This window comes from Rickettsiales bacterium, assembly GCA_033762595.1.
Lineage (GTDB): Bacteria > Pseudomonadota > Alphaproteobacteria > Rickettsiales > UBA8987 > JANPLD01.
The window spans coordinates 1-20,416 of the sequence record JANRLM010000018.1 but is presented as its reverse complement, the minus strand read 5'-3'; the positions used below and the strand labels follow the sequence as shown (position 1 = coordinate 20,416).

At 33.0% G+C, this 20,416-nt stretch carries 20 protein-coding genes; 10 read left to right on the top strand and 10 right to left on the bottom strand.

The genetic code is table 11. The features are described from left to right. Positions 1-73 precede the first annotated feature (73 nt). On the top strand, positions 74-934 hold the full coding sequence (locus tag SFT90_01405; GenBank protein MDX1949139.1) for a prepilin-type N-terminal cleavage/methylation domain-containing protein: 861 nt from the start codon (positions 74-76) through the stop codon (positions 932-934). Between the two features lie 48 nt (positions 935-982). Next, positions 983-1,837, top strand: a complete 855-nt coding sequence (locus SFT90_01400; protein ID MDX1949138.1) for a prepilin-type N-terminal cleavage/methylation domain-containing protein — start codon at positions 983-985, stop codon at positions 1,835-1,837. A gap of 7 nt (positions 1,838-1,844) precedes the next feature. On the opposite strand, the gene der is transcribed toward SFT90_01400, so the two are convergent. Continuing rightward, positions 1,845-3,197 (bottom strand): ribosome biogenesis GTPase Der, encoded by a 1,353-nt coding sequence (gene der / locus SFT90_01395; protein MDX1949137.1) that lies wholly within the window; start codon positions 3,195-3,197, stop codon positions 1,845-1,847. Positions 3,198-3,307: 110 nt separating this feature from the next. Here der and SFT90_01390 point away from each other — a divergent pair, with 110 nt between their 5' ends. Beyond that, entirely contained in the window at positions 3,308-3,517 is a 210-nt protein-coding gene (locus SFT90_01390) for a hypothetical protein (protein ID MDX1949136.1), read from the top strand. A 296-nt stretch (positions 3,518-3,813) separates the two neighbouring features. Beyond that, a protein-coding gene (gene prfB / locus SFT90_01385) for a peptide chain release factor 2 (protein ID MDX1949135.1) occupies positions 3,814-4,915 on the top strand; the annotation gives its coding sequence in 2 pieces (ribosomal slippage) (positions 3,814-3,882 and positions 3,884-4,915; 1,101 coding nt in all). Positions 4,916-5,055: 140 nt separating this feature from the next. Here prfB and SFT90_01380 read toward each other — a convergent pair. The 4 genes from SFT90_01380 to SFT90_01365 are packed head-to-tail and all read right to left on the bottom strand — an operon-like array spanning position 5,056 to position 8,745. Next, on the bottom strand, positions 5,056-5,544 hold the full coding sequence (locus SFT90_01380; protein ID MDX1949134.1) for an SH3 domain-containing protein: 489 nt from the start codon (positions 5,542-5,544) through the stop codon (positions 5,056-5,058). A gap of 5 nt (positions 5,545-5,549) precedes the next feature. Next, entirely contained in the window at positions 5,550-7,145 is a 1,596-nt protein-coding gene (locus tag SFT90_01375; protein ID MDX1949133.1) for a tetratricopeptide repeat protein, read from the bottom strand. A gap of 5 nt (positions 7,146-7,150) precedes the next feature. Next, positions 7,151-8,005: a DUF1189 family protein gene (locus SFT90_01370; GenBank protein MDX1949132.1), complete on the bottom strand. Its 855-nt coding sequence runs from the start codon at positions 8,003-8,005 to the stop codon at positions 7,151-7,153. Next, positions 8,002-8,745, bottom strand: a complete 744-nt coding sequence (locus SFT90_01365; protein MDX1949131.1) for a 3-deoxy-manno-octulosonate cytidylyltransferase — start codon at positions 8,743-8,745, stop codon at positions 8,002-8,004. The genes SFT90_01370 and SFT90_01365 overlap by 4 nt, the downstream gene beginning before the upstream one ends. A gap of 79 nt (positions 8,746-8,824) precedes the next feature. On the opposite strand from SFT90_01365, the gene rpmE reads away from it, so the two are divergent. From rpmE to SFT90_01335, 6 genes are all read left to right on the top strand, one after another. After that, a complete protein-coding gene (gene rpmE, locus SFT90_01360; GenBank protein ID MDX1949130.1) occupies positions 8,825-9,139 on the top strand; it encodes a 50S ribosomal protein L31 in 315 nt (104 codons plus the stop codon). A gap of 55 nt (positions 9,140-9,194) precedes the next feature. Next, positions 9,195-9,629 carry a ribonuclease HI gene (gene rnhA / locus SFT90_01355; protein ID MDX1949129.1) on the top strand — a complete coding sequence of 145 codons (435 nt, stop codon included), beginning with the start codon at positions 9,195-9,197 and terminating at the stop codon, positions 9,627-9,629. A gap of 208 nt (positions 9,630-9,837) precedes the next feature. Continuing rightward, a complete protein-coding gene (locus SFT90_01350; GenBank protein MDX1949128.1) occupies positions 9,838-10,779 on the top strand; it encodes a TerC family protein in 942 nt (313 codons plus the stop codon). A 270-nt stretch (positions 10,780-11,049) separates the two neighbouring features. After that, complete coding sequence (gene ndk, locus SFT90_01345; protein ID MDX1949127.1) at positions 11,050-11,472, top strand: nucleoside-diphosphate kinase; 423 nt, start codon at positions 11,050-11,052, stop codon at positions 11,470-11,472. Further along, positions 11,473-12,042 (top strand): 5-formyltetrahydrofolate cyclo-ligase, encoded by a 570-nt coding sequence (locus tag SFT90_01340; protein MDX1949126.1) that lies wholly within the window; start codon positions 11,473-11,475, stop codon positions 12,040-12,042. 9 nt (positions 12,043-12,051) lie between these two features. Next, complete coding sequence (locus SFT90_01335) at positions 12,052-12,486, top strand: hypothetical protein (protein ID MDX1949125.1); 435 nt, start codon at positions 12,052-12,054, stop codon at positions 12,484-12,486. Here SFT90_01335 and SFT90_01330 read toward each other — a convergent pair. The 5 genes from SFT90_01330 to SFT90_01310 form a co-directional block, all read right to left on the bottom strand. Further along, the gene (locus tag SFT90_01330; GenBank protein ID MDX1949124.1) at positions 12,461-13,420 is read right to left on the bottom strand and encodes a glycosyltransferase family 2 protein; all 960 of its coding nucleotides are present in this window, start codon (positions 13,418-13,420) and stop codon (positions 12,461-12,463) included. The two genes, SFT90_01335 and SFT90_01330, sit on opposite strands and share 26 nt — an antisense overlap. 12 nt (positions 13,421-13,432) lie before the next feature. Then, on the bottom strand, positions 13,433-15,445 hold the full coding sequence (locus tag SFT90_01325) for a TonB-dependent receptor (protein MDX1949123.1): 2,013 nt from the start codon (positions 15,443-15,445) through the stop codon (positions 13,433-13,435). After that, positions 15,435-16,094 carry a GNAT family N-acyltransferase gene (locus SFT90_01320; protein ID MDX1949122.1) on the bottom strand — a complete coding sequence of 220 codons (660 nt, stop codon included), beginning with the start codon at positions 16,092-16,094 and terminating at the stop codon, positions 15,435-15,437. Before SFT90_01320 ends, SFT90_01325 begins: the two co-directional genes overlap by 11 nt. A gap of 135 nt (positions 16,095-16,229) precedes the next feature. Further along, positions 16,230-18,923, bottom strand: a complete 2,694-nt coding sequence (gene mutS, locus SFT90_01315) for a DNA mismatch repair protein MutS (GenBank protein ID MDX1949121.1) — start codon at positions 18,921-18,923, stop codon at positions 16,230-16,232. Positions 18,924-19,009: 86 nt separating this feature from the next. Next, entirely contained in the window at positions 19,010-20,098 is a 1,089-nt protein-coding gene (locus tag SFT90_01310) for a hypothetical protein (protein ID MDX1949120.1), read from the bottom strand. Positions 20,099-20,416: the final 318 nt, after the last annotated feature.

Sequence of the window (20,416 nt, the reverse complement as noted above, 5' to 3'; positions counted from 1 at the left end):
TTAGACTTAAAGAACTGCACTTTAAGAATAAGAGCTTCTGGTTAAGGGTTTAAGAAATTTATTAAATAGGTAGATGAAAACACAAAAAAGAAATAAAGGTTTTACACTAGTCGAGCTTGCAATAGTATTAGTAATAGTTGGCTTGCTAGTTGGAGGTGTTTTGCAAGGGCAGGAGCTTATTGCTCAGGCACAAATTAGATCTGTAGTTTCTCAAATTCAAAGTTTGGATACATCACTTAACACATTTAGAGCTAAGTATAGGGAATATCCTGGTGATATAACAAGGGCTTCGGCATTCGGTATAAACTGCCCTAGAACTGGAACGGCTTGTTCTGGATCAACGGATAATGTGGCAGATACTGATTCAGACGCAGGTGCTGATGGTGCGGATGGTGATGGCGATGGTGATTATAATCTAGAAGATTCTGATAATACTGTTGCAACAACTGCTGCTTATGACACTTATGAAGGAGAAATAGCAAATTTTTGGGTTCACCTCTCCAATACACTCCTTGTTAAGGGCAATTTTACGCAAGTAGATGATTGTGGAACAAGTGCATGCGTGGGGGCAGCAGGAACAAATTTTCCTGATACTCCAATAGGAAACGGAATAATAGCATTAACAGAGTTTGGTCGATTATATTGGATTTTAGGGGTGGGAGCTAGTTCAGTAGATTTAGATGGTGGTGCTGCTGATGCTGATTCACCTACGGCACAACAGCTAACACCGGAAGAAGCTTATGGAATAGATTCAAAAATAGATGACGGTAGGCCAGAAACAGGTATTTCACAAGCAATTTCTGCCTTTAACGCTACAGCGGGTGTGTTTACATTAGATACAACTTCTGGAAATGGTTGCTTTACGGTTGCAGGTGCATACGCATTAGCTACAAATGCAAAAAGATGCACGATAAGAGTTAGGGCGTCAGGTTAATTAAAATAATAACAAAGGTAATACACTCATTTAGATATAGGAGTTTTAATGATAAAAAGAAATAAAATGAAAGGTTTTACTCTAATTGAACTTGCGATCGTATTGGTTATAGTAGGCCTTTTAGTAGGCGGCGTTTTGCAGGGGCAAGAGCTTATAAAGCAGTCCCAAATTAGGTCAGTGGTTTCTCAAGTGCAGGAAATGGATACGGCAATTAATACATTTAGAGCAAAATATTCTCAATATCCTGGTGATATAAGTAATGCATCAGCATTTGGAATTAACTGCCCTAGAGGTGTAGTTTGTAACGGAACGAATGATAATGTATCTGATGTAGTTGCTGCTGGAACAGATGGTTCAGATGGAGATGGTGATGGTGATTTTAATTTAGAAGATTACCATGCTGATGCAACTGATGAAACTGCATATGATACTTATGGTGGTGAAATAGCAAATTTTTGGGTTCATCTATCTAACACACTCCTAGTTAGAGGTAATTACATTCAAACGGATGATTGCTCCACAGCTTGTGGTGCAGTTGTTGGAACAAACTTCCCTTCATCGCCAATTGGTAATGGTATGATTGCACTTTCAGAAGCTGGAAGAGTTTTTTGGGTTATAGGAACTGGAACAAGTGTTGCAGATTTAGATGGTGGAGCTGCTGATGCTGACTCACCAACTGCTCAACAATTGACGCCAGAAGAAGCTTATGGTTTAGATTCTAAACTTGATGATGGTGCTCCAGATAGTGGTATAGTTAGAGCAACAGCATCTTACAATGTTGCTGCAGATGGCTTTTTTGCTGATGATACAACAGGTGGTAATGGTTGCTTTACAGCTGCTGGAACTTATGCTTTAGCAACTGAGGCTAAAAGATGTACTATAAGGGTTAGAGCTTCTGGTTAAATATCCTTTATTTTCCCTCATCATCAAATGGGTTTTTGCTCCTTTTTAGAGAAATCCTCACTGGTGTTCCAATCAAACCAAATTCTCTTTTGAAGCTATTAGTTAAATATCTAATATAACTTTCTGGAAAACCTTTTAAGTTAGTGCTACTAAAAATAACTATTTTAGGTGGCCTTGAAGCTACTTGTGTTGCATATTTAAGTTTTACCCTTCGCCCTGCACACATTGGGGGCATATTAGCTTCCAAAGCTGCTTCTAGCCATTGATTTATTTTTGAGGTGGAAATTTTAATATTCCAATCTCCAAAAACTTTTAGCACCTCTTTTAGTAATTTGTTAATGCCTTTATTTTCAAGTGCGGAGATAAAATAATAAGGAACATTTTTTCCCTGATGGAATGAAAAATCTAGCAGAGATTCAATTTTTTCTTTCATCTCTTTTTGCTGATCTTTATCTAACTTATCCCATTTATTCATAGCAATTATCATGCCTTTGCCTTCCTGAAAAATTTGATCAGCTAGATGTAATTCCTGTTTGTCAATTCCGGCCTCTGCATCAACTACCAAAATTGCTATATTACAATTATTCAGAGTTTTGATTGTATCATCAACTGAAAGCTCCTCTTCAATCTCACCATTTTTGTGCTTTCTGCGAATTCCAGCGGTATCATAAAGATAAATTTTTTCACCTTCAAATTCTGTCTCTACAAAAATTGTATCGCGTGTTGTGCCAGCTAAATTTGAAATAATAGCACGATTTTCACCTAGAATCGCGTTGAAAAGCGTTGATTTACCAACATTAGGCCTGCCCAGAATAGCAAGTTTCAGAAGTGGCATTTCATCTTCTTTTTCCTCAGAAATATCAAAATTTTCCTGCTTGGCGATTTCCTCAATTCTATCATATAAATCACCAACAATAGCGTGTTCTGCTGAAATTACCGCAGGCTCTCCAAAGCCCAGGGAATGCCCTTCATATATGCCAGGGGCACGTTTTTCATTTTCACATTTATTAACAACAAGAAGAATTTTTTTCTTAGATTTTCTAAGTTTTTGGGCAAAGAATTTATCTTTATCTAATACGCCAGCTCTGCCATCTATCAAAAAAAGCACTAAATCCGCCATTTCTATGGCTTTATCGGTTTGTGCCATCATTAATTCTTCAATACTATCTTTTTTAGGAATTTCTAGGCCAGCAGTATCAATAATTTCAAAATTTATATCATTATAATTAACCTTAAAACTCTTTCTATCCCTAGTTAAACCTGGTTTGTCATGGGTTAAAGCAAGCCGTTTGCCAGCTAGACGATTAAATAATGTTGATTTCCCAACATTAGGCCGACCAATGATTGCTATTTTGAACATATTACTACTTAAAAATTTTATTATTAATAATCAAATATTTCAATAAATTCAATAATTTATATTGATGTAATTTCTAATTTATTATAAAATGAATAAAATCCTTTTACTATATGCAAAGAGTTACCATTGATATATTAAATAACAACGCCATTAACCTTCTCAAAGAATTGGAGCAACTTGATTTAATTCGTATGAGGGAAGAGGTATCAGCTGGCAAAAGAAATCTATCCAATAAATATAAAGGTATAATATCGCCTGAGCAAGCTAGCATGCTTAATAACCATATAAATGAAATTCGCAGCGAATGGAAAAATATCTAATTGATAGGTAGTGTTTAGCTAGCATAGATATAATTAAATTTTTGCTATTTTTCTTCTGTAATGTCACCCTGCATTTATTGCGGGGTTAATTGTTGAAAATATTGCCAAACCAAAGTTTAGAGCGTGTTTTATTGTTAACCCCGCAATAAATGCGGGGTGACAATTTGAGTTTAAGAGGTAAAAATCTATGCTTTTTGAACACTCCCACAATTCTAACAAATAACGAGAAAGATTTTTCTATTGTAAAAAATCTTAAAATTATTAATCCAAGAAAAATTATCTAAATACGTATTTTCATGAAAATTGAAGCCCTAGATGCAATTAAAAATATAAAAAAATCCTTTGCTGTAATTGCGAGGTGTCTTTGACAAGCCAGCTCTTGAAAAAAAGCTAAGCGAGCTGACTGAAAAATCTTCTAAAGAGGATTTCTGGAATAATCAGAAGGAAGCCCAAACAATATTAAAGGAAAAATCAGCGATAGAAAATAAGCTGAATGCCTACAATAAAATACTTTCTGCTTATGAAGATGCTGAAACGCTTAACCAGCTTGGCGTTGAGGCGAATGATAATTCCGCAATAGAAGAAGCAGAAAATTCTTTTATCACCCTTGAAAAGCAAGTGAAAAAATTTGAGCTTGAGGCTCTATTTACTGGCGAAGCAGATGCGAATAATGCGTTTCTTGAGGTTCACAGCGGTGCAGGTGGCACTGAAAGTTGCGATTGGGCGATGATGCTTATGAGAATGTATCTGAGATGGGCGGAGGCCAATAATTTCAAAACAGAAATTTTAGACGAATTACAAGGCGAAGAAGCCGGCATAAAATCAGCAACAATCCGCATAATTGGTGAAAACGCTTATGGTTGGTTAAAGGGCGAAAATGGTGTTCATCGCTTGGTTAGAATCTCCCCGTTTGACGCGAATGCGAAGCGTCATACTTCATTTGCATCAATTACAATTTATCCTGAAGTTGATGATAATATTGAAATAAAAATTGAAGATAAGGATATAAGAATTGATACCTTAAGGGCTTCAGGGGCGGGTGGCCAGCATGTTAATAAAACGGAATCCGCAATTAGAATTACACATATTCCAACAAATATTGTGGTTTCTTGCCAAAATTCAAGATCACAACATAGCAATAAGGCAGAGGCTTTTAGGGTTTTGCGAGCAAAATTATATGAGCAAGAAATTAAAAAAAGAGAAGCCGAAAAACAATTAGCGGAAGAAAATAAATCAGATAATAGTTGGGGAAACCAAATTAGATCTTATGTTCTTCACCCATATCAAATGGTAAAGGATTTGCGAACTGGTTTTGAAACTTCAGATACAAGTGGTGTGTTAGATGGAAATTTACAAGGTTTTATGAATTCTTGGCTTTCAGGAGAAAGGAGGGAGTAGGGAGTAGCATCAACTTATTTTGAAGTGAAGTCTAAGTGTCATTCTGAGTGAAGCGAAGAATCTAATTAATAAACTTTTAGATCTTTCGCTTTGCTCAAGATGACAAAAGTTTCTAAAAGCTCAGGTTTTCCAAAATTCTCTTACTTCACATCTTCACCGAAATAGACGCCCCAGATATTTGGGGTTTCAATATAGCCACTAACATCAGAGGCTTCGACATTGCAAAAACCTTGTTTGCAAGTATCAATTTCTACCACTACACCATTTTGAAGAACCGCTTTAACTGATGATTCTGCTGATTCAGAAGAATATAATTTAGAGTTATTATTTTTTATAATAGCTGTTCTTTTGCCTGAAAGCTGAGATTTGTGAATCCAGCCTTCATCGCCTTGAATATCTCTAACTTTACGCCAATGCTCATATTCTTCAGTGATTTCTAAAGGGATATTTTTTCTAACTAAAACCCATTTGATTGGATATCTTTTGCCGGGGCCTGTTCTAACATTAGCCTCTTTAGAAGCAAGAGATGCAAACCTTGGAAGTGGTAACCCTGTTGGTTTTATATCTTCTGCATTACTTGCAAAGCTAAGTAATATAAGAAAAGTAATGGTAGCAAAATTTTTTAACATATTGTTTAATTTTTTTCAGTAGCTGAAGAAATTTTACTATTAATATCTTCTAAAACTATTTCATCAGAATTTTCTTTATCATAGAAATCTTTTGCTTTTTTCCACTGATATAGTGCTTCTTTTCTACGCCCTAACTTCCAATATAAATCACCAAGATGGGAATTTATAACTGAATTATAAGGCAATGCGAGTGAGGCTTGCTCTAAGAAAGGCAAGGCTTCAACATAAAAACCAAGCTTATATAAAGCCCAGCCATAACTATCAAGAATATGAGGTGCACCGCCACTTTTTATCACGGCTGCTTCAAGCATAGCCCTTGCTTGCTTGATGTTTTTATTTTTTACAAGCCAACTATAAGCAAGATAATTTAGAGATTCTGGGTTTTCAGGATATAACTGCACAGATTTTTTTAGATAGGCTTCAGCATCTGCCCAATTACCTAGCTTATCATATGCGATACCTATATTAAAAAATAAATTCCAATGCTCTGGAACGATTTTAGTAATTTCCTGCTCTGCGATTTTATATTCTTTTATAGCATTTTTATAATCTTTGCTATTTAAGTAGATTCCACCTTTAGCAAAGGCAACTTGAAAGGTTAGTTTAGGATCTTGATTTAGATTTTTTAATATCGCTAAAGCCTCATCATCTTTTTTCAGATTATGCAAATTGATTGCTTTTGAAAACAAGGATTCTTGGTAATTTGGATCAGATTTTTCAACCTCATCATAAACCGCATTTGCTTCTTCCAAGCGGTTCATAGATTCAAAAATTAGGGCAAGAAGTTTTTTAAGTTTATAAAGCTCAGGGTCTAAATATCTAGCCAAACGAACATAAATAACAGCTTCTTCCAAATTTTTGCTTTGTAGAGAATATTGGGCAAGCTCAAAAAAAGTTTCCGCAATAAATTTTTTGGATTTTACTTCTATTGGAAAATCTTTTCCCTCAATTAAAATTGGTTTATTATTTGCTAAATCATTAATCATCGCTCTGTTGAATGAAAAAACAGAAAGCATGTAAGTAACAGTGATGTTATCAATTACCTTAAAAGCATTTTTGAAATCTTGATTTATCGCATAAGACCAAGCCAAAATAAGTGGCAACACAACGGCATCTAAGTGAGATTTATCTTCAACTTTTGGATCAGTAATTTCTTTAAGAACCTTAAAATTATCTTTAGAATTGCCTTCCTTAAAATTTTTAAGAGAAACTAAAAGATAAGGTATTGGCGATAAATTATCAGGTTTTACATTATTTTCTTTATCAAGCTCAATATTTCTTTTTGCCTGTAAAATTGCTTTTTCATAATCTCCCTTGAAAAGGTAAATGCCATATAATTTATTCAGAATATCGGTGTTGTCAGGATCTTGCTCAAGAGCTTTTTCAAAAAATTTAACAGCATTATCAAAATCACCAGTTTTTTGTGCAACTGATGCTGTCAAAAAATCTCCGTAAGAGGAGGATTTTATAAGGCTTTTTTTATCGTCAATTTCTATGGAATCTTTAGATACAACAATATTCGCAACATTAAATTTTCTGAGTAATTCAATACCGATCACTAAAACGAGTAGTAATATAATTAAGTAAAAAATTTTTCTCATAGGCACTAATTTTTTCTAAAGGAATCTATTGCAAAATATATATAAAATATATGGGTTACAAAATATACTAAATTTGAAAAATTAAATAATTTTACACCCAAACTATATGATAAAAATTCTAATAAAACAATCGGCGTTAATGTAAAGGCTGAAATTATTAAGCAAAGCCTATACTCAAATACAACATTTTTTATTAAAAAACTAATTAATATTCCAACTAAAAAACTATATAAAATTGCACTTATTAGGTATTTAACAAAAAACCAAATTAAGCACATAAAAAAAATTGCAAAAATATTTATGTTTAGAATAGAGATTAAATCATAAAGAAAATTTTTTGTTTTGAATTTACTTTCGTTTTCCTCACTTTTTTCAAAGTAATTTTGGAATGAATTAAAAACATCTGAAGCAACCAGTGAAGTTTTAGTTTTGTTAATATTATCAATAATTATAAGCTCATTATCTTTTAATATGATTGGGCTTTCTAGCTTTTCACTAATCTGGCGGTTTGTATCAATAACAGCTAGTAACTCATCATTTGAGTTTTTGATAAAATAAGGCTCAGAGCCTTCAGAATGAAACTCATTTTTTTTGTAAGTAATTTCAGGGGTTTGGCTGACGATAAAATCAATTTTATTAAGAATATCTTCTTCAGATAAATTTGTTAAAAAATTTGCATCAGTAGAAATAATTTTGTTAAGAGAATTTTTAACCTGCAAACTACAGGGAATCGCAAGAAAAATTGCTAGAATAAAAATATATTTAGCGTATGAAATTTTTCTAGAAAAAAACAAAGATTTGTAAAATCCCCTTGAAAATAGGCTTTTATAAATTGCCTCTATGTAAAATTGGTTTTTCATTTTTTTCTATAAAACTCTCTAGCTTTTTCTAAATCTTCTTGTGTATCAACGCCAAGTGGAATTTCATCACTTTGCACAACACCTATTGTAAGATTATTCTCTAAAGCTCTTAATTGCTCCAGCTTTTCCCTTTTTTCAAGAGGGCTTGCTGGAAGGCTAACAAATTTTTTCAAGGCTGAAATTTTATAAGCATAAATGCCGATATGATGCCATAAATCACCATCGCCATAAGGTGCAGTCGCACGAGTGAAATATAAGGCCTTGCCAGTATTTGCATCTTTGCTATCCCAACTAACAACAGCTTTTACTACATTTGGATTGGTTTTTTCATCTTCTTTTGTAATTTTTGCAACTGGTGTAACAATATCAAAATTGTAATTCTTATTTGAAATTGCCTCTAAGCAGAGATTTATAACTTTTGGTGAAATTGCTGGTAAATCCCCTTGTAAATTAATAACATATTCAAATTTATCTAGCAGGTTTAACTTTTCCAATCCTTGATAAATTCTATCAGTGCCAGAAACTAAACTCGCATCAGTTAAAACGGCTAAGCCATTGTTTTTATTGATAACTTCAATTATTTCATTTTCTGCCGCAGCAACAAAAATATCTTTAATTCCAGTTTTAAGACCTTGTTCAAAAACCCTTAGAATCATAGGTTTTCCTTCAATATCCGCTAGAGGTTTATTAGGAAGCCTAGTTGAGCCAAGCCTTGAAGGTATCGCAATTACGGCAGACATAAAAAGAATGGAAATATTGGTTGATTTATAAAATATATTTTGTATAAGCCAAATTCTTAAAAATTAAAGGCTTAAATTTATGAAAGCAAATATTCACCCAGATTATCACCAAATCACAGTTAGAAGAACTGATGGTTCTGAATTTGTAACTTTCTCAACTTACGGCAAAGAAGGTGATATTCTTCAGCTTGATGTTGATACTCTAAACCACAATGCGTGGGTTGGTGGTAAAACTAAAGTTAATGAAAAAGCAGGAAATGTTGCGAAATTCAACCAAAGATTTGGTGGTGTTAATTTCTCTGCATCTGCTGGTAAAGTTGATGCTTCAACGCTTGCAGATAAGCCTAAGAAAGTTGACCCTGCAAAAGATGCAGCTAAGAAGAAAAAGAAATAATATTTTTTAGAGTTCTATTTTACAAAGCCAGCAATCGCTGGCTTTTTTTATTTTTATGAAAAAAGTTGAAATTTACACAGATGGTGCGTGTTCTGGAAATCCCGGCAGAGGCGGTTGGGGTGCAGTGCTTATCTATAATGGCGTGCAGAAGGAAATCTCAGGGTTTGAGCCTCAAACCACTAATAATAGAATGGAGCTTAAAGCACCTATTGAAGCACTAAAAATTCTCAAAGAAAAATGTGAAGTTAATATTTACACCGATAGCCGATATGTACAAGAAGGTATTACAAAATGGATATTAAATTGGCAAAAAAATGGTTGGCGTAATTCTAGTAAAGAGGAAATAAAAAACGCTGATTTGTGGCAAGAATTACTTACTCAATCGCAAAAACATCAAACCTCTTGGCATTGGGTGAAGGGGCATTCTAACAACATAATGAATAACCTTGCTGATAAACTTGCCACCTCGGCTATAGAAAATAATAGATAAAATTTGTAATTGGTGTTAGGGCTTGTTTTGAAGTGCGGTTTAAATTAAAAATCCCCTCCCCTGTTTACGGGGGAGGGTTAGGGAGGGGGCTTACTAATTGATTGGCCCCACCTCTTAATCTCCCCCCGTAAACAGGGGGAGAAATTTTTTCTATGCCCCCTTAAAGCAAAATTAGGGTGGTTTATAATAACATAATAAATTAATCAAAATGGAAAAGCCCCTTTGGCAATGGATAGTTTTTGGCGTGGTTGTTGTAACTTTGCTGATTTTAGATCTCGGCGTTTTTAATAAAAAAGATAGGGAAATGTCTTTCAAGCAAAGTGCTTTGATGAGTGCGTTTTATGTGGCAATTGCTTGCTTGTTTGGCTTATATATTTATCTAAATTTAGGGGCTGAGAGCTCAGCACTTTATTTCACTGGATATATTATTGAAAAAACTCTTTCGTTGGATAATGTTTTTGTAATTTCAATTATATTTACTTATTTTGCAATTCCTAGAATTTATCAACACAGAGTTCTATTTTGGGGGATTGTCGGAGTTTTAATTCTTCGTGCAATTTTAATTGGCATAGGTGCAAGTTTGATTGAAAATTTCCACTGGGTTTTATATATTTTTGCGGTTTTCCTGATTTTTACAGGTTTCAAAATGTTCTTTGGCGGTGATGAAGAAATTGACATTGAGCAAAATAAACTCTTAAAATTCTTACGAAAAAATTTCAAAATTACAAAAGAAATTCAAGGTAATAAATTTTTTGTTTCCTATACTGAAAATAACAAAAAAACTCTTTATATTACGCCACTTTTTGTAGCACTTTTAGTGATTGAATTTGTCGATTTAGTATTCGCACTTGATAGCATTCCTGCGATTTTTGCAATTACTACTGATCCATATATAGTCTACACTAGTAACATTTTTGCAGTTTTAGGGTTGCGTGCTTTATATTTCTTTTTGGCTGAAATGGTGCATAGATTTATTTACCTAAAGCCAGCACTCGCGATTGTTCTAATTTTTATTGGCTCTAAAATATTTATTAGTGATTTTATTTTGGGCGGTGAAAAATTCCCAATTAATATCTCAATATTAATAACAACTGGTATTATTAGTGCTGGGGTTGTTTATTCTCTGATTAAGACGAGGAGACCTTGTTAGGTATAGATATATATAAGTTCCTTAACCACGAATTGTCACCCCGCATTTATTGCGGGGTTAATTGTTGAAATTACTTATAAACCTTATGTTATGAGCTTGTTTTTTGGTTAACCCCGCAATAAATGCGGGGTGACACTAAAGAGAAAAAACAGCAGAAGTTAATTAAAATCTACCTTTACCTAACAATACCAACTAGGAAAAATTAAAATCACTTGAAGCAAAAAATCTTTTCTGTATAAGCCAAAACTAAACTAAATTTAATAAATTATTATGGCTATTGAAAGAACATTATCAATTCTAAAACCAGATGCAACTAGAAGAAATTTAACTGGAAGAATCAACGCTCGCTTTGAGGAAAACGGCCTTAGAATCGTTTCACAAAGAAGGGTTAGGCTTAGCCGTCTGCAAGCTAGAAATTTTTACATAATGCATAAAGATAGACCTTTCTATGATGAGTTAGTTGAATTTATGGTTTCTGAGCCAGTTGTTATTCAGGTTTTAGAAGGTGAAAATGCAGTGCTTAAAAATCGTGAGATTATGGGTGCAACTGACCCAAGCAAAGCTGCTGCAGGAACGATTAGAAAAGATTTTGCTCTTAGCATCGGTGAAAATTCAGTGCATGGTTCTGATAGTGCGGAATCAGCGGAAAGGGAAATCCGTTTCTTCTTTGCTGATATTGATATTGTAGGTTAAATGCTGGAAAACAATAAATCTCAACTCCGAAAGAAATATCGTGAGGCTAGAAATTTATTGTCAGAGAAAAAAAGAAAACTCTTAAGCAGAGAAATCTGTAGAAATTTTTTCGCCAATATTAAAATTCCAAAAAACTCTGTAATTGCTGGTTATTTAGCTTCAGAAAATGAGGTTGATATTTCTATTTTGTTAGATTTATTTTCTGAGCAAAATCATAAAATCTGCTTGCCTTGCGTGGTGGCAGAAAACAAACCTATGGTTTTTAGAGAATATAAAAAAGGCGTAAATCTTATAAAGAATAAAAAATATAATTTTCTTGAATTACCTGAAAATCTGCCAGAAATACAGCCTTATTTAATAATTACCCCATTGGTTGCTTTTGATACTGCCAAAAATAGAATAGGGCAGGGTGGCGGTTTTTATGATAGAACATTTGAAATGCTTCAAGATTACGCAGAGTTTTTATCAGTTGGCGTTGCTTATGAATGCCAAAAAGCCCCCTTTATTACCGCAGAAATAAAAGATTTTAGATTAGACGCTATAGTTACTGAAAAAGAAATTTATCTTTAGTATTAGTTAATGAAAAGTTATAATACATTAATAAAATTATCTAAGCAGCAATTAGATGCAAAGCGAAGAGAGTTAACCGAAATTTTAGATAAAAAAGAGAGTTTTTTGAATAAAGTAAAATTTCTTGAAGAAGAATTAAGATCAGAATTCAAGCTAATTTCTGCGAATAATAATATTCCGCCTGAAATTAAAAGCCAGTTTTTGGCTTACGCAAATGGAGTTCTTTCTAAGCAATCAGATTTAATGAGGGAGGCTGAGAAATTAAATCCAGAAATTAATAAATTAAATGAGGAAATTTTTGTTTTATTTACCGAAATGAAAAAAATAGAAATTTATCGAGATAATAAAATTCAAGAAATTGAAGAATTATCTAACAAAAAAAACCAATTAGAGCTTGATGAAGTTGCGATAAATAGCTTTATTCGTAACCAGAAATTTTTTTAACTGAAAGAACTCTATAAGGCGTGGTATCAGCACTTTTATAGTAAGTTCGCATTAGAAGTTCAGCAATAAACCCAGTTGTAATTAATTGCACGCCTGCAATAAGAAGTAAAATACCTATGAAAAATAGAGGCCTGCCACCTATATCTTCGCCAAGAATTTTTAAGATAAGCAAGTAAAACTCAATCAAAGAGCCACCACCTAGAGAGATTAAACCAAGTGAGCCAAATAAATGCATCGGCTTTTGGCGATATTTTATAAAAAACCCCATCAAGAGTAAATCACTTGCAACCCTTAGCGTGCGAGATAAACCATATTTTGAAACGCCGAATTTTCTAGGGTGGTGCTTAACATCAATTTGTGCAATTTTAGCCCCCTTTAGACTGGCTAAGATTGGAATAAATCTGTGAAGCTCACCATATAAATCAAGTGATTTTGCAAGCTCAGTTTTCATAATTTTTAGCGTGCAACCATAGTCAGAAATTTCAAGTTTGCTCATGCCGTAAATTAATTTATTCGCAATTTTACTAGGAATTTTGCGGAGTAATAAACCATCTTTTCTTTTTGCACGCCTGCCTGCAACCATATCTAAGCCTTCAGATTTTAGCTTTTCAAGCATTATTGGAATATCTGTTGGGTCATTTTGCAAATCTCCGTCTAGGAAAGCAAGATACTCCCCTTCTGCATATTCAATGCCAGCTGCCATTGCTGATGTCTGCCCAAAATTTCTGGTGAATTTAACTAATTTTATATTGCCTTCCTTTAATGAATTTATTTTTTCAACTGAGGAATCGCTTGAGCCATCATCAACGAAAACAATCTCATATTTCAAGTTAGTGATAGCATTTTTTATCGCTTCAACCATTGGGGAAATATTATCTTCCTCATTATAAATAGGAATAACGATTGATAGATCTAATTTAGAAGAAAAACTCATTTAAGAAAAATTTTAGAATTTGTATTTAACTTGTAGTAATGCCATTCTAGGAATTTCAGAAGCGGTTGAATAGATGATTTCATCAAATTCTTGGTGATTATCATCAAATAAATTTTGCCCTGTTAAAGAAACTTCTATTTTATCAGTTGGGTTATACATAAGGCTTGTATCAAACCTTGTATGGCTTTCAATATATCTTTTTGCACCAGCACCTGTATAATAAATAATATCGTCGTAAAAATAAAGAGCATTATTCATAGATATTTGATTACTAAACCTATAATTTGAAATCAAATTATATTGAAAATTTGGGCTTCTATTTTCATCTCTAGCAAGGCCTGTATCGGTGCTACCAATATGGGTATGCATATTTTGTTTAATGAATGAATAGCCGAGTTTCAAATCCCAATTTTCTTTAATTCCCCAAATTGCAAAAGAATCAAAGCCATAAGTTTCACCAAAGCCATTATTGTTAATTCTCAAAATTTGAGAGCCACCTGACATTCTATTAAAATCTATTGTTCTTAAATCAGAATAATCATTGTAATAAAAGCTTGTTTCAAAATATACATTGGATTTTACATTGCTTCTAAAACCTAATTCGTATGCGTTTAGGTTTTCTGATTCGTAAGCTGGGTTACCTTCTATTAAGGCTAAACCATAAGGAAGACCAGCAGGAGCAAATCTTTCAAAACTATTTTCGCCCCTTGATGGCAATCTAATAGCTCTAGAGATTGCACCCCAAATTGAGTGATCTTCATTAATGTGATATAAAACCCTTGCGTTAGGTTGCATTTCAAAATTTGTGAAATCATTATAATCAAATTTAGAGCCTAGGATAAGGTATAATTTATCTTCAATAACTGAAATTTTATCTTGAATAAAAGTGTTAAAAATATTGAAGTTTGTGCTTTCTGGCCTGTATGCAAGGTGAGCGGTGTTGCCTAAATTATCATTTATAACTCTATTTCCAATACCTGAGGTTAAATTATGCCTACCAGTGTTATATTCGAATTGCCAGTCAAAATCATAAGTTATAATTTCTTGCTCTAAAATTGGCAATGTATCTCTGTAAGTGTAATCAACATAAGTTTGCAGGGTAGATTGAACATCACCGATTGGTATATTCCATTTTAACATTAAATTTCCGCCAGAGAAATCTTCTCCTAAATCTTCGTTTCTTGTGAAAGGGAATGAAGAAGTTGGCATTTGTAAATCTGAATTTCTTCTGCCAGAATAAAAATCTCCTTGTAAAGTAAATTTATTATAAACTGATTCCATTCTAAAACCAGCTTGGCCTTTATGCCAATTATCATCATTACTTCTTTGAACGCCAACCCTCTTGAAATCAGAAAATTCTTTGTGATTTGCGTAAATTCTGTAATAGTCAAAATCATCAGTTCTAAAAGCAGTTCTAGCCTCAACTGCATTTTCGTGAGAACCAATTGTAGTTTTTGCATATGAGCTTTGAGTTTTTCTAGCTTCTTTTGAGATAATATTAATAACGCCATTTACAGCATTTGGCCCCCATAATGTTCCACCAGGGCCTCTAATCACTTCAATTCTGTCTATGTCATCTATTGGGTAATCTTGAACATCCCAAAATATTCCAGAAAATAATGGAGTGTAAACCGTTCTACCATCAATTAAAACAAGAAGTTTATTTGAAAATTGCCTGTTGAAGCCTCTAATTGAAATTGCCCAGCTATTAGCAGTGGTTCTTGAAACCTGAACCCCTGGAACCATTCTCAGGGCTTCTGGAATTGAAGTAATTCCAGCTTTTTTAATATCCTTAGATTTTAATACATATACGGAACCAGCAACTTCTTTAACTTTCTCTGGCCTTTTTGAACTTGAAAATATATCTAGCTGATCATATTCCTCTGCTGACATATTCACTAATCTATCAATTTCTTCTTGTGATATAGAAGATAAATCCACCCCTTCAACTATCTGTGCGTGAGAGTTAAAACTTAAACACATTATTAATAAAAAAACAAATAGTAATTTAATTTTAAGTTTCATATTGAACCTCTTGGTTTTCAAAGCAGATAACATAAACCTCTATGCCAGCATTTGCGTAATAATTTACAGCACCTAAATATTTAGTTTCAATAAATTTGAAATTGTTTGTCGCAAAACTCTTAAATAATCTAACCCTAGCTTTAGTTGAGCTAATAAACAAATATTTTACTTTTAATTCTTTAGTAATTTCATAAAATTTTTGAAAGGCTGTGATGTAATGGAGAGGGTTTTTTCTATAATCAGTGTGCATTGCGTATCTTGAAACTTCGCAATATCTATTATTTTGTAAATCAAGCTCTGGAAATAGATTTTGATATGAAAACCCTAGAGCCTCGTTTGGCAAAGAGAATTTTGCATCTTTATTATTAGTAGTAATTCTAACGCCAGAAATAATCTCATTATTAACCCTGCCTATTAAAAAATTACTATGCATATCTCTTGGGTCAATTTTTTTATATGCATCTGGAAGGTTGAGTTCATTCTCGTAATATTTATCAATTAGGTTTGTGTAATCTCTTAAGAAATTAGGATCTCTTGACCATTCATAAACAACATCTTCAGATTCTTTAGTTAGTTTTCCAGACGAAATAGTAGGGTTAGAGAAATTCTCAGTGTTGAGTTTTAATATAGATTTGAACTTCATATTCATAAAAATAAGATATTATAAGGGGTTTCTAAGTAATATAAAAATTAGATAAAATTTTAGATAATTTTGAAGATATACAAGATTTGTATTAATTTTGCAACGGCTTTTGTAACTTAAAGTTGAGTTGCAATAAGGCTCTCAACTGATTTTTGATTTTATTTTATATAATTCTTCCAATGCTTGCTTGGGTGTTAAATTATCCGGTGATAGATTTTTTAGGTGGTTTATTAGATTTTCAAAATTTTCAGAAATGTAATTTGCCTCTTTTTCATTGGGGGAATTATTTGGATTTGTATTCGCAAAAAGCGGTAAATCCTCACTGAAAATTTTAACGGGATTATCTTGGTTATTTTTTTCCAAAATTTTCAAAATTTGTGAAGCGCGATTTATAACTTTTTCAGGAAGGCCAGCAAGTTTTGCAACATTTATTCCATAAGATTTTCCAGCGATGCCATTAATAATTTTGTGAGAAAATATAATCTCACCATTCCATTCTTTCGTTTGGGTTGTGTGCAGAGAAATTTTATTTAGCTTTTTATTAAGCTCGGTTAATTCGTGGTAATGCGTTGCGAAAAGTGTTCGGCAATTTAGTTTATTGTGAATAAACTCAAGCACTGACCAAGCGATTGAAATTCCATCATAAGTGGAAGTTCCTCTGCCTATTTCATCTAGGATAACAAGGGATTTAGAGGTTGCGTTATTTAGAATTGTAGCGGTTTCAATCATCTCAACCATAAAAGTGGAATGACCTTTTGCGAGATTATCCGAAGCCCCAACCCTGCTAAAAATTTTATCAATCACGCCGATATTTGCAAAAGATGCAGGAACAAAACTACCAATTTGAGCCATAATTGCTATTATTGCATTTTGACGCAGGAATGTTGATTTGCCGCTCATATTTGGCCCTGTTATTAGCCAGATTTTATCTTCCTCAGAAAGTGAAATATCATTTGCGATATAATTATTTTTTGAAAATTCCTTAAGATTATTTTCAACAACTGGGTGCTTTGCATCTTTCAAAATAAAATTTTCAGTTTCATCAATTATTGGGCGAGTAAGGTTTTTATTTTCTGCAAATTTTGCAAGCGAGGTAAAGAAATCAAGCTCTGCAATAGAATTTGCATTCGCAAGAATTTCTGTGGTTTTAGATTTAATTTTTTCGCAAATTTCACGATAAATTTCAATTTCCAACGCTATTGCGTAAGATTGAGAATTGACGATTTTATTCTCAATTTCTCTAAGTTCTTGTGTTGTATATCTTATGTTCCCAGCCATAGTTTGACGATGCAAAAAATAGCTTGGGATTTTATCAATCTGCGATGGCGTAACTTCCAAAAAGAAGCCGAGAATGTTGTTATGCTTGATTTTTAGCGTTGTAATTCCGGTTTCATTTCTATATTTTTCAACTAAATTATTTAGAATATTTTCAGAATTTTCTTTGGTTTTTCGGTAATCATCAAGTTTTGCATTATAATTTTCTTTGATAAAATTCCCCTCTGAAATTGTTGGCGGTGCTTGCTCTTTAATAGATTCTTCCAGTAAAAATAAAATTTCTTGATTATCATCATTTTGAAAAAGGGATTTTATTTTTGAAGGAACTTCATTCGGGTAAGATTTTACCAAATAGCAAATATCTAAAAAACTTTTGAGACCATATTTCAAAGCTTCCAAATCTCTAGGGCTTGAGCGGTTTAGATGAACGCGAGAGATTATTCTCTCAATATCTGGGGTGGATTTTAAGCAAGATATTATATTTTCTGATAGAGAAGAATTTTGAATAAAAAACTCAATATTATCAAGTCTAGTATGGATTTCGTTGATGTTAATTAAAGGTTTGGCGAGGGCTTTTTGTAAAAATCTTGCACCGCTTGCGGTTTTAGTGAAATTCATCACGCCAAAAAGAGAATTTTTAATATTGCCATTTTGCGATTTGAAAATTTCTAAATTATTAAAACTGGCTGAATCAATTTCCATAAAGTCTTCTTTTGCAGATTTCTTTGGAAATAAAATATTTGGTTTGGAATTTGGTTGCGTCGAGCTGATATAATCCAGCAAAACTCCTGTTAAGCCAAGTTCTGAGTCATTCAAGTTTAAGGCTTCAATAGTGCTAATATTATAAAAGTTTTTGAGTTTTTCTTCCCCTCTTTTTTTGGAAAATTGAGATTTATCAAAATTAGTAATTATTTTTTTATAGTGATTAAAAATTTCAGAAAAATCCTTATCGGAAAATAATTCATCAGAAATTAAAATCTCTTTAGGGTTTAATTTTTCAATCTCAGAGAATAAATTTTCTTTTTCGCAATTTGATAAATAAAATTCTCCAGTGGAAATATCACAATAACCTATTGAAAATTTCGTCTCTTTTTTATTGATGCAAATTAGATAATTTGCGTAGAATCCTTCTAGTAGGTTTTCTTCTGTGATGGTTGCTGGCGTTACAATTCTAACAATTTCCCTTTTTACTACGGCTTTATATCCACGCAATTTTTTGGCTTCTTCAGGGGTTTCAACTTGTTCACAAATACCAACTTTATAGCCTTTTTTGATAAGCTTGCTCAAATAGCCTTCATAAGAATGATGCGGAACGCCACACATTGGGATTTCCTTGCCTTGATGCTCACCCCTTTTAGTTAAAACAATTTCAAGCTCAGTAGCGGCGATGATTGCATCTTCAAAAAACAGCTCATAAAAATCCCCCATTCTATAGAATAGCAAAATATCAGGGTGATTCTTCTTAACCTCAAGATATTGCTGCATCATTGGGGTAACAGCTTGAGGTTTATCTTCTATCGCCTCAGGCTCTTGTGGTTTTCTTTTTTGAGGGAGTTTCATTGGATTAATATTTGAAGATATTTTAATATAATATCTCTAGAAAATATGGCAAAATAAAAAAATATCAGTTTTTTGAATGTAGAAAATTATCTCTCTATCCCTAGTTTTTTATCAGGATTATTTTTTAATTCTTCAATCATACGACGAACTCTTTCGCCTGCAATTGGGTGAACTTGAGGTTTTGATATTGAAAATAGAGTTACTATTGCATTTAATGGTCGCTTTGCTTTTAGTTCTGAAATAAAAGATGGTGGCTTCGGTTTTCTTAATTCGGGCATTAAATAAAATTCAGCACAGGCTTTCTCTGCGTCACTGAGGTTTGTTATGTTTGGAGTTGTTTCGCCTAACCTTCCTTTATAGTGACGAGTTATTGCTCCCATTATGTCGTTTACGGATGAGGTGGCGAATCTATCACATTCTATCTCTGTTTTTCTACCTCTTGAGCTTGTTACATAATCATAGGGTAGAATAATTTTAATAGATTCTAAGAAATTAGCCGTAAGTGCTGTTGTTGCAAGAGCGGTAAAGGCAACAGCTTGGTTTAAGTATTCTCCACCAAAAATTTTTGATGCTATAGCGGTAGCTGCAGTAATAATAAGGGGTGAATATCTAACGGCATTAACTAGGGTTGGGCTTAAGATTTTTTCAATTATTGAGGGTTTATTTAGACTATGTCGGATTTCATGCTTAAAAGTGTGAAGCATAGCATCTTTTGAATATTTTGTTGCAGCTTCAAGTGAATACAAAATTCTGTTGTTATATACGTCGTAACTTGCTGGGTATTTGCTTCCAATAACTAACTGAGGTGGTTGCCAATCTTTTCTTCTATCGGGAATTGTATGTAGGTTTTTGAGTGTGTAATCTATCGCTTCTTCATAAGCTAAATAAATACTTGGAAACCTTTGTGAGTTTTTAATGGTGTTTGATAGATAGATATATATATCTTCTTCACTCATTCTGATTGCATCTTTGCCAGAAAAAACTATTTCATTTTTTGAATAGCTGAAGATTGGGGGGTAATCATTCTTTACATCAACCCTAATATTTGGAAATTCCCAACCATCAGGCTTAAATACGCTTCTTTCTAAGTTGTTTCTTAATTCATTTTCAGCTCTTGTATAGGCTGAGTGGAGTTTTGGAAAGTTTGATTCTATACTTTCATTGAAATTTGTCATAAATTAACTAATTAACTTTTTTTGTAATTTTATCAGCATTAGGTTAAAAAAACATTAATCTTATTTAATTTTATATAAATTTACTTGAAAACCCCGAAAAATCAATCTCTAATCGGCTTTAGAATGAAATATTTGCCATATGAAAAAAGCTGTTATCGTTGATTTTTTAAGAAGCCCGTTCACAAGGGCTACTAAGGGTGAGTTTGCGGAAGTTAGGCCTGATGATTTAGCTGGGCATATCATTAAGGAAATCGTTAGAAGGAATAATCTTAAAGTTGAAGATTTGGAAGATCTTAAAATGGGTTGTGCCTTCCCAGA

Coding starts and splice junctions, on each gene's coding strand:
- SFT90_01405 (MDX1949139.1), top strand. CDS start 74: ATGAAAACACAAAAAAGAAATAAAGGTTTTACACTAGTCGAGCTTGCA.
- SFT90_01400 (MDX1949138.1), top strand. CDS start 983: ATGATAAAAAGAAATAAAATGAAAGGTTTTACTCTAATTGAACTTGCG.
- der (MDX1949137.1), bottom strand. CDS start 3,197: ATGTTCAAAATAGCAATCATTGGTCGGCCTAATGTTGGGAAATCAACA.
- SFT90_01390 (MDX1949136.1), top strand. CDS start 3,308: ATGCAAAGAGTTACCATTGATATATTAAATAACAACGCCATTAACCTT.
- SFT90_01380 (MDX1949134.1), bottom strand. CDS start 5,544: ATGTTAAAAAATTTTGCTACCATTACTTTTCTTATATTACTTAGCTTT.
- SFT90_01375 (MDX1949133.1), bottom strand. CDS start 7,145: ATGAGAAAAATTTTTTACTTAATTATATTACTACTCGTTTTAGTGATC.
- SFT90_01370 (MDX1949132.1), bottom strand. CDS start 8,005: ATGAAAAACCAATTTTACATAGAGGCAATTTATAAAAGCCTATTTTCA.
- SFT90_01365 (MDX1949131.1), bottom strand. CDS start 8,745: ATGTCTGCCGTAATTGCGATACCTTCAAGGCTTGGCTCAACTAGGCTT.
- rpmE (MDX1949130.1), top strand. CDS start 8,825: ATGAAAGCAAATATTCACCCAGATTATCACCAAATCACAGTTAGAAGA.
- rnhA (MDX1949129.1), top strand. CDS start 9,195: ATGAAAAAAGTTGAAATTTACACAGATGGTGCGTGTTCTGGAAATCCC.
- SFT90_01350 (MDX1949128.1), top strand. CDS start 9,838: ATGGAAAAGCCCCTTTGGCAATGGATAGTTTTTGGCGTGGTTGTTGTA.
- ndk (MDX1949127.1), top strand. CDS start 11,050: ATGGCTATTGAAAGAACATTATCAATTCTAAAACCAGATGCAACTAGA.
- SFT90_01340 (MDX1949126.1), top strand. CDS start 11,473: ATGCTGGAAAACAATAAATCTCAACTCCGAAAGAAATATCGTGAGGCT.
- SFT90_01335 (MDX1949125.1), top strand. CDS start 12,052: ATGAAAAGTTATAATACATTAATAAAATTATCTAAGCAGCAATTAGAT.
- SFT90_01330 (MDX1949124.1), bottom strand. CDS start 13,420: ATGAGTTTTTCTTCTAAATTAGATCTATCAATCGTTATTCCTATTTAT.
- SFT90_01325 (MDX1949123.1), bottom strand. CDS start 15,445: ATGAAACTTAAAATTAAATTACTATTTGTTTTTTTATTAATAATGTGT.
- SFT90_01320 (MDX1949122.1), bottom strand. CDS start 16,094: ATGAATATGAAGTTCAAATCTATATTAAAACTCAACACTGAGAATTTC.
- mutS (MDX1949121.1), bottom strand. CDS start 18,923: ATGAAACTCCCTCAAAAAAGAAAACCACAAGAGCCTGAGGCGATAGAA.
- SFT90_01310 (MDX1949120.1), bottom strand. CDS start 20,098: ATGACAAATTTCAATGAAAGTATAGAATCAAACTTTCCAAAACTCCAC.